We start from the raw sequence: 16312 nt of genomic DNA, 5'->3' as shown, positions 1-16312 counted from the left end.
CTTGCCTCAATACGTTGCAGCCGGCTAGACAGACAGTGTCCTGCTCATCCCCACCACTGTAGTTTCGGAACAAATTCCTCTAATGCGTCTAGCTGCTTGCCGCACTCATCGGCTGTGATACCAAACAAATTGCTTGTGACTAAAGGGGAATTGTCACCATCCTTGGCTAGGAGTGACCGAAGAGATGAAATGATTTGAGCTCGGTTGTCATGTCTATAACCAAAGGCCCCTGGCGGTACCCAGTAACCGTAATACTCGCTTGGCTTTGTGTTTACGCCGTATGCTAGGGCCAGCATGAGTTCGAACCTATCGAAGGCCAACTCGTATGCTTTCGCGCTTGAAAAGCGTCGTTCCAGGAGAGATGCCAACTGCTCACGTAGCCACTCACTCAGTGGGGCGTAGTAGCGTTCCTTTCCCGTCAGCAGCTTGGCTCCGTCATTATTAAATAAACATCCCGGAGGAAGCAGGTGTACGGTCAGCTTGTTTTCCTTGTGCTCTCTTACAACGGTGGCCGAAAACAAACGCTGCACAAAGCTGTACCGCGCCGATTCGAGCGCAGGCACACCAATGGCGAAGAGAAGCAGAGTTGCCGGCAAACGTTCCAATTCCAGCCACAGGGTATGGCCTCCTCCCTGTGCTCGCCCGGCCGCTAGCTTTTGAAGGGCTCGTACCCAGACCTCTTGGTGGTCATCATCGGCCCATCGTCCAGCCTCAACAGCCATTGCCACCAGCGTGGTCATCGCAGCTTCATAGGCTTTAACTCGATGGTTGAACTGGGCCGCATCAGGATTCGGCCCGCCTTGGGCGGGGAATTTGTCGACTCCGATTTCAGACAGTACACGCTCGACCTCGCCCTCAACTAAGTCGGCATGCTGAATCTGGTAACGTGGCTCTGACATGTACCGTTTCAGGGCTGTAACGGCCGCAGCTGTAGACAAAGGGTGTGGTCTCGCAAATTCTTCTAGAGCTTCCACTTGTCGATGTACCGTGCTGAAGAAGCTATCGGCATCTGTGATGGAGACAACCTGGGCACCTCGGTGCTCAATCAGCTGTCTTGCAGCATCGCCCGGCTCCCCACGAACTGCCCAATAGGTGGCAAAGCGTCGTGATGGTGCGCGGAAGATGGCACGCCGCAGCGCTTCATCCCAGTCGGCAGACCAACCACAAACAATCAGGCCGAACTCGTCAAAGATACGGTCGAGCAAAGTGTCGAATTCGGCGGGATAGCCACTTAACTCTTCGGGTGTGTTCCGGATGCGAGTATCGAGATAGTCGCCGTGTACCTTAAATACGCAGCACTGCGTATGGATGAGCGGCATTGCGCCGTGAACATGGTCGGAGCTACTGAGCACCGTAGGCGTGACCCCGACATCGAGCAGCGCCAGTTCCATCAGGCGGTCGAAGTTGGTCGTCACAATGACTCGCACAAAGCCCTTGGCAACCAAATCGGCGATGGCACGATGGGCTGCCGTGGGCTGCTTTGCCCCTTCTTCCTTCTCCTGTTCGGTCGGCTCCCAATACTGCCGCAACAGTTGCTGCCGCTCTGCGGGGGTCTTGGCCAGCGCGTCGAGCAATTCGGAGTAGTCCGGCTCCTTATCGAACTTGTCGCGATACCACGCCGAGGGGTCTGCTCCACACTCTTCACCACTCACAGCCGCAAGGCGTCGTACCAGGTCTAGCGTGATTTCCCAACCTGTCGGAATCCTGGCCGACCGTGACAGTCCAGAGCCGAAGAGCACGGCATACACGCCGCGATTGGCCTGCATTGAAAAGGCCAACGAGTGAATCGGTTCAATCATGCATCCCCCGAGATTTTCTTATATGGCGTCGCCAGACACCGTCTGCTCCAGCCCCACATGTGTCGATGTCAGTGCGGTAGCTTGCAGGCGGCAAGACCCCCAAAAGTCTGCACGCGGCTTGTCTCAAATAGATTATATCGACTCACCAAGCCACCCATTTAGAATATCACTTCGGGAATGCCAAGGGCTACTCGGGATTGTCCGCTGCTTGGCCTAGAAAATATGTACCCGTATCTTGGGGTCCCCCCTCCCAGAGCACGCTATGATTCGGTCAGACGACATGTACTTTTGAGCACACGTAAATATGCAATGGGGAATGGACTGTGAGACGTCTCAAAGAGGTAGTCGATAAGCTGTACCACCCACCGAAGGATGGGAGGCGTCAGGTATTCGCGTTATCTCGCCCTGAAGCGGAAAAATTGCCCCGATTGCCAGCGGTAGCCATAATTTCCATCACTGCGCCAGAGCGACCGATTGCAGCGGTTGACGGCTTCGCGTACTTGCTCCGCCTGAGCTTCGCGGATGTGGACTTCCTGAGTTCCTCGCTCTCCAAGAAAGCCCAGCAAAAAGCTCAAAATGCGTTCACGCCTTCTCAAGCCTCCCAAATCCTCGACTTCGTGAATGGCTTGCCTGGTGACGTTCATTCATTAGTTGTGCATTGCGAAGGTGGATTTTCCCGTTCATGCGCCATTGCCCTGGCACTGCATCAACGTTTTGGTTACTTAGCCGAGGTTGAGCGGCTGTCCAAGGGAAATCCGAGCGTGCTACAACTGATGCTGGTTTGTCGCGCGGCTAGTGAAGAAAAAAGCTGACACTGGTCGTCGCAAAGACATTCGGCCTCGTAAAAACCAGCAAGAATATGCTACTTATTAGCCAAATCCCCGTACATGGGGATTTGGTGGGGAACCACTGAAGCCAGAGGGCGCATTGGGGCGCGCGGGAATACAGTCCAAAGACTCTCTGTGCGAGTAAAATGACCCTGCAGAGCGCTTCGATACAGAACTAGGTAGCCGTATTGTCACTTTGTAAAAGGGGATGGCCATGTTCATGAAAAACCTTAAGGCTCTGCATGAGAGCATGCTCAACACATTGAATGCCCATGGAGAAGCTGTTGAGCACCAGCGCTTTCGAAGCCGGCAAGGCGTGGTGACGTTTGAGTGTATCTTCTCGACAGGCGAGACGCCTTATATGCTGTCGTTAACCTCAAGAGGCACAGCAGAACAGCCCCAGTCCGAGTTCTTTCTGTTTGAAGTTACAGACGACTATAAAATTGCCGGTTACTTTGGCGACATGTATGGTCGACTAGCAAAATTGCTTTCTACCAATGGGGGGCTGTCTGGAAACAAGTTGCAGCCGAATGATTTTCTTGCTGAGCTTGATGCCAATACACCAACAAAGGCGACGCAAGACAATATCCCAAGCCCAGATGAAATCATTGCAGGCCGGCCAGACATAACGGAGGAGCGGGAGAAGCCATACTGGAGTCATTGGACCACACCTCGGAGCAAAGCTGACGGGTCGCCTGGCAGCGTCTCACCCGAGAATCGTAAAAAGACAGCTGCGCTTCTGGGCTCGGCCGCATTGGCCTATAGCATCCGGGTCCGTATGTCCTCTTGCTGGAGTCCCACACCGACGCATGCAAATTGGAGACCGCAGGATTAGTGAGGCAGGCGGGCTGTCCAGTCTCCAGGTGGTACCTTGAGTGCGGTTTGACGAGTGCAGTAGTTAACAGATAGTCCGCCCCAGGTTCTCTTTCTTCATCGGTGCTGTGGCCAATCAAGATATGCCAACTTAGTGACCTCGGGGGCTGATTTCCTTGCGCCAGCAGACGCCAAAACCAACGCTTTTATTTCCCAAGAGCGAAAAAGCCTGAAAGGTGGGGTTCTTTCACAAGTATGAAGCGTTGGTTTTGTGAAAAATTGTATTTAATTTCAGTATGTTAGTGCTTTGAGGCTTTGGGCGCCAACGCTTCTATTTACCGCCTACACTAGTGATCAGAAAGAATAAAGGCAGTCACGATGATGACTTGATCTGCTTGTTGTTAGTTGAGTGAAACGAAGAGGCCCGGAAGGGCCTCTTTTCGTTTGAGATTGATTGGTTTGATGGTGTGCAAGGGTAAGGGGCTAAGGGGGTCTCGTCGGTCAAAGCAGAACTTCATACTCCACGAGGCCTTGCCCGTCATGTTCCGGAAAGTAGCCTTAACTTGTCGTTCACTGGACTTGGGGCATCCAGTTAAGAGATACAAGAAGCCATCAGCAGACCGGTACGTAAGCCGTAATACCTGTTCAATATTTGAAAACAGGCCTCACCCTTGCCGCTGACGAATCGACTCCAGCTTGTCTTGGAGAGACTGAACTTTTGGCAATGGATTGTCGGGTGTAAACAAGAGATGAAGATATTGGCCACGATCTAGAGCAATCAGAGCCTTCAAAAAGGTATCAAGATGTCCGAGACCATGTGTTTCTAGTCTTTTATAGGTTCTTAAAGCTATCCCAGCTCTTGTGGCAAATGCTACTTGGGACTCTTTACGAAGTGTCCGCGCTCGCCGAATCTTGGATGCGAGATAAACACGTAACTCGACATGCGAGGCAAACCTAAGGTACTGATTTTCTTGTTCCGGAGTCATTTATCCACAAGATAGGCCATATTTGGCACTATTGTATGGAGATTGTGGGTAACTATGTTGGCCTTTCTTGCGAACTGGGTATCTAGGCGCTAGGATTTGTATTGATCACAGGAATTAAATCAATATGTTGTGTTGTTTCTGTGTGACAAAGTGCAAAACCAAAGGCCGACTTAACGTCGGCCTCTGGTGGTTCCTCGGGCGCCCTTGGGACGAGTCTTTCAGAACGCTTTGGTTGGGACCTGTAGCGTACCTCTGGTTAAGGCTTTCTCGCAAGGTGTAGCGAAGGATGGCACATCTCTACGATGTAATTCTTGGATGAGGGCTCTGCCCATGAGCAATACCAAAACGACCGGCAACAAAGCTGCCACTGCAGCATCTAAAACCCTGCAAAGTACTTCTACAGGTAATAACTCCCGCACTGCGGCTGGAAGCGCTCTTTCTCAAACGAAGGCTCCTCGTAAGCAGACCTCGGCCTCTGCAGCAACAGCCGCCTCTCAAGTACTTCGGGATGGCAGAACTAGTGCGGCCTCCAAGTCTGCGGCTGGCAGCGCGCTTGCCCAAGCAAAGGGGAAAGGTAAATGAAAGTCAGTCTTGCACATTTGAGAGAGAGATCGACATCTGGCGGATGGATCGATTTCGCCGTATTTGATGCAAAATCTACGAGCGGCGACAACAATACCCTACTATACCAGCTGACTATCGCCGCTAGGAACGCAGGGCTCAAGGTGGACCAGTCTGCTTTGGCCTATCAAGTGAATGGTAGAGTCCAGTTCTATGGAGACCGAAATCTTGTCGATTATCTGTCGAGAAGCGGGGTGTCGCATTGGACGCATACTATTGATGTCTAACGATTAGAGAGATGCGTCCCTAACTAAAATTAGGGGGCTATGCCTCTGCTATGATGAGCCTCCCTAGTGAGGCTCATTTCTATTATGAGTGTTCGCAACGAGCGAACGGCGGTTTAGTTTGCCCCGTACTAGCTGGGTATGAAGATAAGGCAGCTTAAAAGTTGATCGCTGCCGATGCCACGGTGAGTGGCTTATGGCTGCGAAAGTTGGCTTGCTGCCTTCCCTTCAGGAGCAGAGGTATGTCGTCGGTCATTGTAGACATTCGTTGGGTCGAATGTAGGTACGCCGGTTTTTAGACCATCAAACGCTGTCTTGGCAAACTAGCAACACGCCTTGCACAGGCACTATTCCGAGCGGACCTACTGAGGTGCAATTGGAATGGAATGTTTCTAGGCAGGCAACCTGTTATCCAAGATTGTTGAGCTAAGCAATAATTGCATAGGCGACACAGGAGTCAGACGAGGACCACAGCTATAATCCTCCTCCGTGGCGAAACAGATCTGAATGCGGGATAAGCGATGCAAGTATCGGCCTTGGAACGGCAACTGAATTTTCTGAGAGAGATAGACCGCTTGAAGTCGGTGCTGCGGCAATCGCCGTTGCTGGACCAGAGCCGCCGGGAGAACTCGGCCGAGCATTCCTGGCATCTGGCGATGTACGCCTTGTTGCTGGGCGATTACGCCAGCGGTCCGGTCAACACCGAGCGGGTGATCAAGATGCTGCTGCTGCACGATGTGGTGGAGGTGGATGCCGGCGATTTCCCTATCCACGGCCAGGCCGTGCCTGGGGCGCAGGCGGAAGCGGAGGCGAGGGCGGCGGAGCGTTTGTTTGGCTTGCTGCCGGCGGAGCAGGGCGCTGAGCTGCTGGCGCTGTGGCGCGAGTTTGAGCGCGCGGAAAGCGCCGACGCCTGTTTCGCCAAGGCTTTGGATCGTTTCCAGCCTTTGCTGATCAATGTCTTTACCGGCGGCGGGACCTGGACGCAGAACGATGTTTCGCTGGAGCAGGTGTTGTCCCGTTATGGCCCGGTGATCCAAAAAGGCGCGCCGCAGCTTTGGCTGTTGTGCGAGCAGTGGGTGCGCCGGCATTTTGCGAAGCAGCCTGAACAGCCGATTTAACGCTATTCCTAGCCCAAGCGATGGCTTGCCTCCGCCGCGCGCGGCGCGCCAGGCGCGGCTTTCTTGTGCTGCCGGGTGCCGCCGGCTTGACGCTCTCCCGCTCCTCCCCAACAATAGCCCCCGTGCCGCAGCAATCGCGGCGCTCGGGATTGGTCTCCCGATTATGAATGCTTGTTGCGGATGCGCTGTTTCCACGGCGTATCCGTTGCCATTGCTTTGCCTATTCGGGCGGGCCGTGGCAAGTGGCGTCCTTATGGGCGCACCGGCTTATGCAAGCATTCACCGGTAGACCAACTCTTGTCATGTGCCCGCCCTGCCGCTTTGCGGCATGGCCCTTCTGCTCAGGAGGTTGCAAATGGTAAAGCTTGTCCGTCCGGTGCTTGGCATCGATCTCTCTTCGTCCCCTGCTGAAACTCAAGACATCCGTCAGGACGTCGCATCCCCACTCCCGCCGCTAGGGCCGCGCTCGCGTTACCGTTTTGTCGGCAGCGAAGCCAAGGACCTCAGTCTGCCCTTTGTCCGTCGCGTCAAAGGCCGCACTTATCCGCATTACTGGCAGCCGGCCGAGGCGGAGAATGCGTTCGAGGCCAGCGCCTTGGGCCGTCAATACGCCGCCCATCTGGCGCAGCTGCTGAAACTCAACCGCCAGCACGCCGCGCGCGGGCTGTTGTTCCGCATCGCTTGCGATATGGATTTCCGCGACCACAGCCACCGCCGCAGCATGTGCAAGAGCTTCTTCAATTATCTGGAGATGTTGTTGAGCCTGGGTGTGGCGCAGATTGATCTGCCGCGGCATGTGGCGGCGGTGCAGCAGCTCTACCTGAGCCTGGACGAGTTGGACGCCTTGCCGCGCAAGCTGGGGCGGAAGAAGAGGCGCTAAGCCGGGGAGGGCGCAGCCGGCCCTGCGGGACTGGCTGTGAGTGCCCTCTTGGACAGGCTTTTATCCCGCTTCCGCATTCCGTTTTCATCCCATCTTCATTCCGCTTTCATCCGGTTTTCTTCGTGCTTTTCCCCTTGTTTTGCGCGCCAGCGGGTCCATTCGCTCTGAGTCGAGAGGGGCGGATGGCATCCGCGCGTTCTCGTCCGCCGGGTGTTTTGAGAGTGCTCTTATAGAGTTTGATCGTCGGCTTTTCGATAATGACGTGCCAAGTACAGCTTAAGGCCGTATTTGCAGGTTTTATTTTATAGACCTCTATTGAAAGCGAAATGATGAATAAAGTCGTGCTGCCTGCATTGCTGGCTGCGGTATTCAGCGTCGGCGCCCATGCCGCCGACCCCATTCCTGGTTCCACTCGCGCTTCCGCCGAATGGGATGTGACCGCGGATAAGGATAGCTCGCACGCTATCGAAATCACGGCTAAAAAGCCGAATGTGCATTTCGTGTACAGCCCGATTTCCAAAACCATTGAATCCAAAAACCTGGATTTCGATATCCGCATGCTGAATTCGGATGAATACACCATCAGCGGCTATAAGGTGAAAGCCTCCTCGGTCCAGCATCAGCTGAGCCATACCGCGTCCATCGGGGAAATGGATTTTGACCTCAGCGTGACGGACCATGCCGGCAAGCAGGTGAAACTGTCGGCCGAACCGAAGGATCTGGACGGTCTGTCCGGGTTTGGCGAATTCGCGAAAGTGGCTTCCATCGCCGGAGAGAATAAAGGCACTTCTCAGCTGAAAGCGGAGTTTGCCGGCGGCAAGGATTCCAGCGGCGTCATGGTGACCGAAGCGTCTAAATTGAGCGATGGCCAATATGTGGGCAAATTCGATTTGATCCTGGACGCGTCCTGGCAGAAAACAGTCAAAACCGAAGAAGAGAATACGCAATTCTCCGTTCGCTGATTTCAAAGGGTAGCGCCAAAAAAGGGAGCCTAGCTCCCTTTTTATTTTGAGGAGTTTCAGCTTATGCCAGGGTGCTTCAGATTTCACGCTTTGGCCTGTTTGCTGCTGCCGGCATGGGCCGGGGCGATTCAGGTTTCCGATATGACGGCGGCGATGCCGTCCAATAAAGAGGCGGTCACGATCCACGCCAGAAACACCGAGCAGCAGGCGTCTTTGCTGTCGGTGAGCGTGACGCAGGTGGACTCTCCGTACGAGGGCGCGCGCGAGCTGAATACGGACGGCGCCAGCCTGCAATTCACGCCGGCGCGGGTGTTGCTGGCGGCGGGGCAGGATCAGGCGGTCCGCTTCATCTACAGCGGCCCCAAGGACGACAGGGAGCGCTATTACAAGGTGACCTGGAAGAACGCCTTGCTGGGCTTGGCGGACGAGGGCGCGGATTCCGAGAAAAGCGGCGATGTCGAGTTTTTGACCGGCATCAGGACCAATCTGCTGGTGCTGCCCAAGCAGCCGCGTTTTGACTACGCCTATCGGCGCGGCCATCTGGAAAACCGGGGCAATGTGTCGTTTCAGGCGATTGCCTACGGGCCGTGCAAGCAAAAGCGGCTGGGCGAGGTCTGCAAGGAGCGCTATTGGATTGGGCCGGGCTACGCGGTGAATTTCAAGACGATAGACAGCAGCCAGGGCCAGGACAAAGTGATGTTGCAGCGGGATGGAAAATTCTTGGACGCGGAGAAAGATGCGCCGCTTGACGACGCATGACGGCGACGACGGTGGGTGAGGCGAGATGAAGCGTGCGCGGGATATCGTTCTTAAAAACGGGATGGCTTTTTTAAGTGCGCTGCTGTTGGCGGAGACGGCGCTGGCGGCGGCGGATGCCGAGCGGCGGCCTTTGGCGCAGCAAGTGCAGTTAAACAAGCTTGCCTTGTCGGCGGAGATCAAGGACCTGCTGCGCGAAGGCGTGTCCATGCCGCTGGTGGCGCGTTCGGCGCGGCAAGCCTCGGACGAGGGCGTGGTGTCGGCCACGCTGACGGTGAGGCTGCAGGCCGACGGTTCGATGCGGCTGGACAAGGTCAAACCGCTGCTGGCCAACAACAAGAGCGTGTTGAGCCCGTCCGCGGTCCAGGCTTTGCGGCAGGCGACGGGGCGGACGTTTTCGCCGGGCGGGGCCTTGAGTCTGGGCGACGCCGAGCGCTTGCAGCTGGACATGATGGCGATGCGGGTGGATCTGTTTCTGGAGCCGGCCGGTTTCGCCGCCGACGATGCGCATCTGCGGGAGTCCGTGTTGCAGGCGCCGTCCTCGGGCGGGCTGTCCAGCGTGCTCAAGTACGCGTTCAACGGCTATAGCTCGCGCAATCAGGGACGCGGCCATTCTTCCGGCTATCTCACTTTCGACGACACCACGTCCTTGGGCGTGGACCACGTCAATGTGATGGGCTCCGCCTATCTGGACGATTCGGCGGCGGATCAGTCCGTAACGCTGGACCGCGTCATGTATGAGCGCGATATCGACGGCAAACGGCTGGCGCTGGGCATGGTGGACGGCTGGAACCTGCAAAGCCTGGGCAATGTGTCCACCTTGAACGGCAGCCGGATGTACGGGTTCTCCTACGGCAACGTCAGCCAGACTCTGAAGCTGGACCCCGGCCAGTCCTTGAATCCCATCGATGTCTATCTGCCGGCCACCGGGGAGGTGCGCGTCAAGCGCGAAGGCCGCTTGTTGAGCACGCAAAGGCTGGGCATGGGCAATCACCGGCTGGACACCTCGGCCTTGCAGGCCGGCGTCTACGACGTGGAGGTGGAGATACTGGTGGCCGGCCAGGTGCAAAGCCGCCGCGTGTACCGGATCAACAAGCCGGTGGGCGGCTCCAGCCTGCGCGACGGCTTGAACTGGCAGCTGTGGGGCGGCGCCGGAGAGGCGATGGCCCGCTACGGCGATCAGGGCGCGCCGGAGGACGAGGGCGGGGCTTACCGGCCCTTGTTCGGTGTGTCGGTGGGGGCGCTGTGGCATGAGGTGGACTGGAATCTGACCCTGTATCAAAACGACAAGACCACGGTGCAGGAAGGTTTCGCCTCTTGGCAGCTGTCCAGCGCGCTGCGCGCCAGCGTGCAAAACCTGTTGGCCAGCGACGGCGCCCGGCGCCGGGTGGGCACGCTCAATCTGGCGCTGCCTCGCGGCATCGGCAGCCTGTGGCTGACCGGGGAGCGCGGCGCGAAGGGCCGGCGTCTGAATTTCTACGCCCGGGATTACGATTCGCTGGGCGCCAATTTCAATTTGCACGGCTGGGGCGTGGACGCCGGGTCGATCAACCTCAGTTACGACCGGGACCGGAGCAGCGGCTATCGCTATATGCGCGCCGATTATTCGCGGCAGATGTACAACGGCAAATGGGGCGGCGCTCAGTTGCAGCTCGGCAGCAGCCGCAATCTCAACGGCGGCTCGGTGGATCAGCAGTATTACGCGATGCTGACTTTCAACCTGGCCATGGACGGCAATTTCAGCGTGGGCATGTCGCATCGAGACGGCGGCGACACGCTGGACCTGTCGGCCAGCAAGTCGTTTGAAAACAGCGTGATCGACGATGTGGGCGCCAATGCCAGCATCAGCCGCGAAGGCGCAGGCGGCCAGTCTTCCAGCTTCGGCGCTTACGTCGGCTTCAACGGCCGCTACGGCCAGGGCAATGTGTCGGTGGACGCGGAGCGGGACAGCCGCAGCGCCAGCGTCAATATGCAGGGCGGCCTGGCCTGGGGCGGCGGCGCGGTCGCCGCCGGCGGCGGGCAGGACGAGGCCGGCATCGTCGTCGATGTGCCGGGAGCGCCGGACGGCGTGCTGGAGGCGGTGCTGAACGAGCAAAGCCACAGTTTGCGCCAGGGGCGCAATTGGATCGCGGCGCCGGCCTACAACACTTATCACTTCTATGTGCGCGACGCGGAAAGCGGGCAGGCCAGCTACGAGGTGTCCGACACCGACCATGAGTACACGCTGTACCCGGGCAATGTGGTGCGGGTGACGCCCAAGATCAAACGGATGGTGACGGTGTTCGGTCAGCTGACCGGCGTCGACGGCGCGCCGCTGCGGCATGTCATGGTGCGCAACCATATCGGCCAGGCCCGGACCGACGAGCAGGGCAACTTCGCCATCGACGTGGATCAGCGTTATCCGGAGGTCAGCGTCGAACCCGGCGCGGCGGAACGCTTCCGGGTCAATCTGGATTTGAAGGACGCCGGCGCCACGGCCTGGCTGGGCAAGATCGTCTATGGCCGGGACGCGGACCGGATTTACGCGCCCTTGCGCGAAGACGAAGGCTGAGCCGGCGTGCGCAATCCCCTCATCACCCCATCCCAGCAGGACAGACGGACTGAAATGAAATACTGGATCTCAACTCTGATCTTCATGGCCGGCCTCGGCGCGGGGCTGGCGCAAACGACGCCGGCCGGCGTTTCGCAGGCCGCGCCCGGCGCGGGATTTCTCCCGGTGCGGCCCCTTCCGGCGCCGGCCAAGCCGCCGGAACCCTTGGGCCGGCAGGAGTGGCGCAGCCAGCAGGACTTGATCCTGATTGAAGACCGGCTGGCCGGCACTCAGTATCTGAGCACCCTGGGCAGCAGCGGCGGCATCCTGCCCGGCAGCCAGGCCCAGGCCGTTTTCGGCGCGCGCACGCCGCGCGGCGGCGCCAAGAAAGTGGCCATCTGGTATACCCATCAGCCGGACGCCCAGGTGCGGGAGATCCGCCAGTTGCAGCCGCTGCAGGCTTTCCGCGGCATGGCGGACGCGCATGGCGCGGCCATGGGCCTGAGCGGCGACGGCTTCAGGCCGGCGCAGGGCCGCCAGGTCAACCCGGTGTTGAGCGAACTGGCTTTCGACACCATCGCCAAAGCGGCGCCGGGCGCGTCGCGCGAGCTGTCCTTCGTGGAAACCCTGGCCGGCGGCGGCGAACGCCGCTTTGTGACCCAGCTCAGCAAACGCGCCCATCTGATCCTCAATCCCGCGCCGGCCAATAGCTGCCGCAATGAAACGGTGGACGGCGTCGCCGGCAAGCTGTGCGTGTTGCGGACCATTGCCGGCCAAAGCAATGCCGGCAGCGGCGGCGATCTGATGTTCACGGTGCGCGCCAAGATGCTGGCAACGCCCAAGGCCCGTTTCCGGGTGGGCGGGGAATGGCGGCATATCAACGACAGCGTGCCCATCGCCGCCTTCGCCCGCGCCAGGGCGGTGGAGGTCTTCTTTGTGCCGCCGCCGGCGGAGCAGTTGCAAGCCTTTATGACCGCCCATCCCAAGATCCGGCTGGATAGCTTGGTGGAGGCCGGTTTTTACTCGCGCTCGCGCTTGTTCCGCGGCGACCGCTTCAATCTGCAATTGCCCGCCATGGGCGGGGGCAAGCCGCCGGTCCAGCGGCGCTATTCGCGGCTGGGTCTGTTGTTGATCGACGATCAGTCCAGCGGCCGTCAGTACGTGACCACGGTCAGCGGCAGCCGGGACCAGGCCATTTACGGCGAGCGCCATCCGCAAGACGGCAGCCGTGCCGCCGCCTGGTATCTGGAGGCCGGCGCGAGACCGCCCTTGTTCGCGCTGCAGCAGCTGGGCCGCGCCAGCCCCGCCGGCGGTTTCGCCGGTTTTGCCGACGCTCAGGGCCAGGTGCGGGGCGGCCTCAGCGCCGCCGCGCCCTATCTCAATCCGGTGTTCAGCGAGGCCGCGTTCGCCGCGCTGCTGCACCAGCCCTTGGGCGGGCAACAGCGCTTGACGGTGGAGGGCTTGCGCAGCGGCGGGGAGGCGGTCAGCTACCAATTGAACGCCAGCCAGCAGGCCAGGCTGACCCTGGCCGCGCCGGAGGGGCCGGCTTGCCGGCCGGACACGGTGGACGGCGTGGCCGGCCAGCGCTGCGTGTTGCGGCGGCTGGCGGCGGAGAGCCGCGGGGGCGGCGACATCCGCCTCTTGATCCGCGCCAAGCGCCCCTTGCCCGGAGGGCGCTTCCGCGCGGGCCGGGAGTGGCGCCGGCTGGGCGAGAGCGCGGCCGTTGCCGAATTGAGCGGCGCCCGTGAGCTGGAGCTGTTCCTGCCGGCTGCGTCCGGCTTGCTGCGCGGGCCGTCGGCGCCGGCGGGCGGGCAGGCGCTGTCCTCGCTGGTGGAGGCCTATTTCTATTCCAGCGGCCGCCAGCACCAGGGGGACCGCTTCGCGCTGAGCTTGAGGGACGGCTATCTGCCGGCGCCGCAGGCCAAGGCCGGCGCGCTCAAGCTGCTGACGATAGAGGACGAACCCAGCCAGCAACACTACATCACCACCTTGCAAGCCGAGCCGGGGCAAAGCCTGTACGGCGCGCGACGACCGCGGGCGGGCCAGCGCGCCGCCACCTGGTATGTGGAGGCGGAGACGGCCAGCGGGCGAAGCGGCGAGCTGCAAGCCAGACAGGCGCTGCCCGCGGCCTTGATCGCCGGTTTCTCCGACCGCCAAGGGCGGGTCAGCGTCGGCCGCGCCATGCGGCAGCCGGGGCAAATCCATCCGGTGTTCAATGAGCGCGCTTTTGCGGAATGGCTGCGTCTGCCCCTGGGCGGCCGCCAGTTGCTGACGCTGGAGGCGGAGCGCGGCGGCCAGCCGGTGACGGTGCGGGCGCAGGCGGAAAAAAGCGCGATGTTGCGCCTGGGCCCGCCGCAGGCCGCTTGCCGTCCGGAGACGGTGGACGGGATGGCGGGACGGGTCTGCGCGCTGCGCTCGGTCGCGGGCGAGTCCCAGGCGCAGAGCGGCGGCGGCGTCCGCTTCAGCGTCCGCGGCCCGCAGATCTCGGCCAAGGCGCGTTTCCGGGTGGGGACGCAGCCTTGGCGCCGGCTGGGCGAGAGCGTGGAAGCGGCGGAGTTCGCCGGCGCCAAGGCGGTGGAGCTGTTTCTGCCCCCGGCCGGGCGCGGCCGCCAGGCGCAGGGGATGGAGGCCGTGTTTTATTCCGGGGAGCGCGACGATGTTCTGGTCTTGCCGCTAGACGCGCCCAAGCCAGAGGCGGCGGGCGGCGAGGTGGATTTCGTCTTCGGCTCCAGTCATGAGGGCATGATGAAAACGGTGCCGGCTTCCATCACTCTGATGCTGAATGAGTCGGTGGTGGCGGGCGGGCCGAACGAGATCCGGTTTGCCGGCGTCAGCGACTCGGTATTGGAGAAAAAAGCGCATGTGACGTTTTCGCCGGCGATTCTCGGCGAGAAAGACATTTCACTGCTCGAGACGCTGAAACTGCCGGTAGGCACCGAGGCGCTGAGTTTCGACTTTAAGCATGCCTGCTTTGAAAAGAATGAAAAGAAGGAGTGCACAATCGATAAGGGTTCCGGGACCAAGGAGGTCGGGGTGATCTTCAACGGCCGGGGAGTCGCTCAACCGCCATGGTTCCGCTGGTTTGAGCAGCCCGCGGCGAGAATCAATAACGTTAGCGTCAGCCCGGATAGGGTCAACACCGCTGTGGGGACCAACGTCGAGTTCGCCATCGATATCGCCAAGGGGCCTGGCGCGTGGACGAATGACCACAAGCTGGAGTGCGATCTGGGCACCGCCAAGGATTTGTTTGGCGATCCCGACTTTGTCGAGCTCAAGGATAAGAATGGAGATCGTATCGGCGACTTGCCCTTGAAGGGCCGTCAAACACTGGAAGTTTTGCCCAGCCAACATCCGTTCCCGGTGAAGTTCTCCTTGCACACCCAGGATAGGGCAACACCAGGCCTTGTTAGACTGTCTTGCGAGTACAACTATTCCGGCTGGTCCTATCCCTCGGTGAAGGCCGTTAAGGAAGACCTGAGTCTGGCCTCGATCGAGGGGCCGGCCGAGGGCTGGGTTGGGGAGGATTTGGAATACCGGATCTTCACCGACGGGGTCTCCCTTGGAGAGCGCAATCTGACCGTTACCGTGGCGGGCAAGGGCGTGCCCTGGGGGCTGGACATCCCCACGCTCCATTTCGACGAGACCGAGATCAAGCCGCAATGCGGCAAGGATTGCGTATTCACTTTCAAGCCCGCCAAGGGCAATAAGGGGATGCTTCGGCTGGGCATCAAGGCCAAATCGGTCAGCGGCCGCCGCGACGCCTACCATATCGCGGTCAGCCTGCAGGAGGACAAGACCTTGGACAAGGATTTCTACATTGTGCCGAACTGGGCGGTGGAGTCGTTGGTGTCCAGCGGCGATGTGGCGGCCGGCGCGCCGCTGCGTTACCGGCTGCGCTTGAACGCGCCGGCGGCCCAGGCGCTGACTTTGTGGCTGCGGACCCGGCCCCAGGACGGCCAGGCCGTGGACGATGGCTACGAGGGCGGCCGGGTGACGGTGAAGGACGGGGACAAGGTGCTGGCCGCCGCGCTGAACACCGGCGATTGGGGCGCAGTGACTCTGCCGCAGGGCAGCGAGAGCATGGTGGTGGAGGTGCCGACGCGAAGCTTTGACGATGGCGTCCGCAACACGCGCGCGCTTGAGCTGGGCGCGGCCTTGAGCGAAGACAAGCCGGAGGCGGAACCGTCCGCCGCCAAATACGCCATCGGGCGGATTTATCAGCCCAAGCCCAGTGTTTCGGTATTGCCGGCCAGCGAGGGTTCGAATCGCGGCAGCGGCTGGGTGGGCGCGCCGGACGGCCGGATTCGGCTGGATTACCTGATCCGCGCGCAAATGGCCAATCTGCCGCCGGCGGGCGGGCCGGAGCGCGGCGCGACGCGGCGCTACCTGAGTCAGCGCGGCCTGGGCGCGGTCAAGGCGAGCTTGTCGCTGGACGGCAAGCACGGCGCGAGCCAGCGGGAGGGCATGTGCCGTTTCGCGCTGCAAAGCGATGCGCGGCAAGGGGTGCTGTTCCCGGCCTGGCTCACCTTCGACGCCGACGGCGGCGGCCGGCGCGAGCCGGACAATTGTTCCGGTACGGTAAGCCACGATTTGAGCGCCGGCGCCTGGCTGGACGAGGGCAGCGATCCCGCCCAAGGGCTGGAGAAACGAAAGCTGCCGTTCAGCCTGTGGTTCCAGCTGGACGATCCGGTGTCGCTGCTGACCACCGAGGGCGCGCCGTGGTATGGCCGCGCGCTGGGCTCGGGCGCGGTGCGGGTGGACATGAGCCTGGAGCTCGCCCAATAAGCAGGCGGATG

The 16312-nt window shown here is 60.3% G+C and carries 9 protein-coding genes; 8 read left to right on the top strand and 1 reads right to left on the bottom strand.

Features of this window, described 5'->3' with window-relative positions:
• Positions 1 to 44 precede the first annotated feature (44 nt).
• The gene (locus DB032_RS19330) at positions 45 to 1799 is read right to left on the bottom strand and encodes an SIR2 family protein (protein WP_107800899.1); all 1755 of its coding nucleotides are present in this window, start codon (positions 1797 to 1799) and stop codon (positions 45 to 47) included.
• Positions 1800 to 2122: 323 nt separating this feature from the next.
• On the opposite strand from DB032_RS19330, the gene DB032_RS19325 reads away from it, so the two are divergent.
• The 8 genes from DB032_RS19325 to DB032_RS19285 all read left to right on the top strand — a co-directional run bounded on the left by DB032_RS19325 (position 2123) and on the right by DB032_RS19285 (position 16301).
• Positions 2123 to 2611, top strand: a complete 489-nt coding sequence (locus tag DB032_RS19325; protein WP_199225937.1) for a hypothetical protein — start codon at positions 2123 to 2125, stop codon at positions 2609 to 2611.
• A 229-nt stretch (positions 2612 to 2840) separates the two neighbouring features.
• Positions 2841 to 3461, top strand: a complete 621-nt coding sequence (locus DB032_RS23890; RefSeq protein WP_146176737.1) for a DUF6037 family protein — start codon at positions 2841 to 2843, stop codon at positions 3459 to 3461.
• Between the two features lie 2330 nt (positions 3462 to 5791).
• Complete coding sequence (locus DB032_RS19310) at positions 5792 to 6388, top strand: HD family hydrolase (RefSeq protein ID WP_107800896.1); 597 nt, start codon at positions 5792 to 5794, stop codon at positions 6386 to 6388.
• Between the two features lie 355 nt (positions 6389 to 6743).
• Positions 6744 to 7268, top strand: a complete 525-nt coding sequence (locus DB032_RS19305) for a hypothetical protein (RefSeq protein WP_107800895.1) — start codon at positions 6744 to 6746, stop codon at positions 7266 to 7268.
• 326 nt (positions 7269 to 7594) lie between these two features.
• On the top strand, positions 7595 to 8230 hold the full coding sequence (locus DB032_RS19300; protein WP_107800894.1) for a hypothetical protein: 636 nt from the start codon (positions 7595 to 7597) through the stop codon (positions 8228 to 8230).
• A 63-nt stretch (positions 8231 to 8293) separates the two neighbouring features.
• The gene (locus tag DB032_RS19295; protein WP_107800893.1) at positions 8294 to 8989 is read left to right on the top strand and encodes a fimbria/pilus periplasmic chaperone; all 696 of its coding nucleotides are present in this window, start codon (positions 8294 to 8296) and stop codon (positions 8987 to 8989) included.
• A 61-nt stretch (positions 8990 to 9050) separates the two neighbouring features.
• Complete coding sequence (locus DB032_RS19290; protein ID WP_107800892.1) at positions 9051 to 11537, top strand: CS1-pili formation C-terminal domain-containing protein; 2487 nt, start codon at positions 9051 to 9053, stop codon at positions 11535 to 11537.
• Positions 11538 to 11591: 54 nt separating this feature from the next.
• Positions 11592 to 16301 carry a hypothetical protein gene (locus DB032_RS19285; RefSeq protein WP_146176736.1) on the top strand — a complete coding sequence of 1570 codons (4710 nt, stop codon included), beginning with the start codon at positions 11592 to 11594 and terminating at the stop codon, positions 16299 to 16301.
• Positions 16302 to 16312 lie beyond the last annotated feature (11 nt).

The organism is Chromobacterium sp. Panama, assembly GCF_003052555.1.
Taxonomy (GTDB): Bacteria; Pseudomonadota; Gammaproteobacteria; order Burkholderiales; family Chromobacteriaceae; genus Chromobacterium.
Note: the sequence above shows the minus strand (reverse complement) of the source record. Positions and strands in the feature narration are given on the sequence as shown.

What these genes read in the sequence shown, in the direction of transcription:
- DB032_RS19295 (WP_107800893.1), top strand. Translation starts at nt 8,294, where the DNA reads ATGCCAGGGTGCTTCAGATTTCACGCTTTGGCCTGTTTGCTGCTGCCG.
- DB032_RS19330 (WP_107800899.1), bottom strand. Translation starts at nt 1,799, where the DNA reads ATGATTGAACCGATTCACTCGTTGGCCTTTTCAATGCAGGCCAATCGC.
- DB032_RS19300 (WP_107800894.1), top strand. Translation starts at nt 7,595, where the DNA reads ATGATGAATAAAGTCGTGCTGCCTGCATTGCTGGCTGCGGTATTCAGC.
- DB032_RS19310 (WP_107800896.1), top strand. Translation starts at nt 5,792, where the DNA reads ATGCAAGTATCGGCCTTGGAACGGCAACTGAATTTTCTGAGAGAGATA.
- DB032_RS23890 (WP_146176737.1), top strand. Translation starts at nt 2,841, where the DNA reads ATGTTCATGAAAAACCTTAAGGCTCTGCATGAGAGCATGCTCAACACA.
- DB032_RS19285 (WP_146176736.1), top strand. Translation starts at nt 11,592, where the DNA reads ATGAAATACTGGATCTCAACTCTGATCTTCATGGCCGGCCTCGGCGCG.
- DB032_RS19305 (WP_107800895.1), top strand. Translation starts at nt 6,744, where the DNA reads ATGGTAAAGCTTGTCCGTCCGGTGCTTGGCATCGATCTCTCTTCGTCC.
- DB032_RS19290 (WP_107800892.1), top strand. Translation starts at nt 9,051, where the DNA reads ATGGCTTTTTTAAGTGCGCTGCTGTTGGCGGAGACGGCGCTGGCGGCG.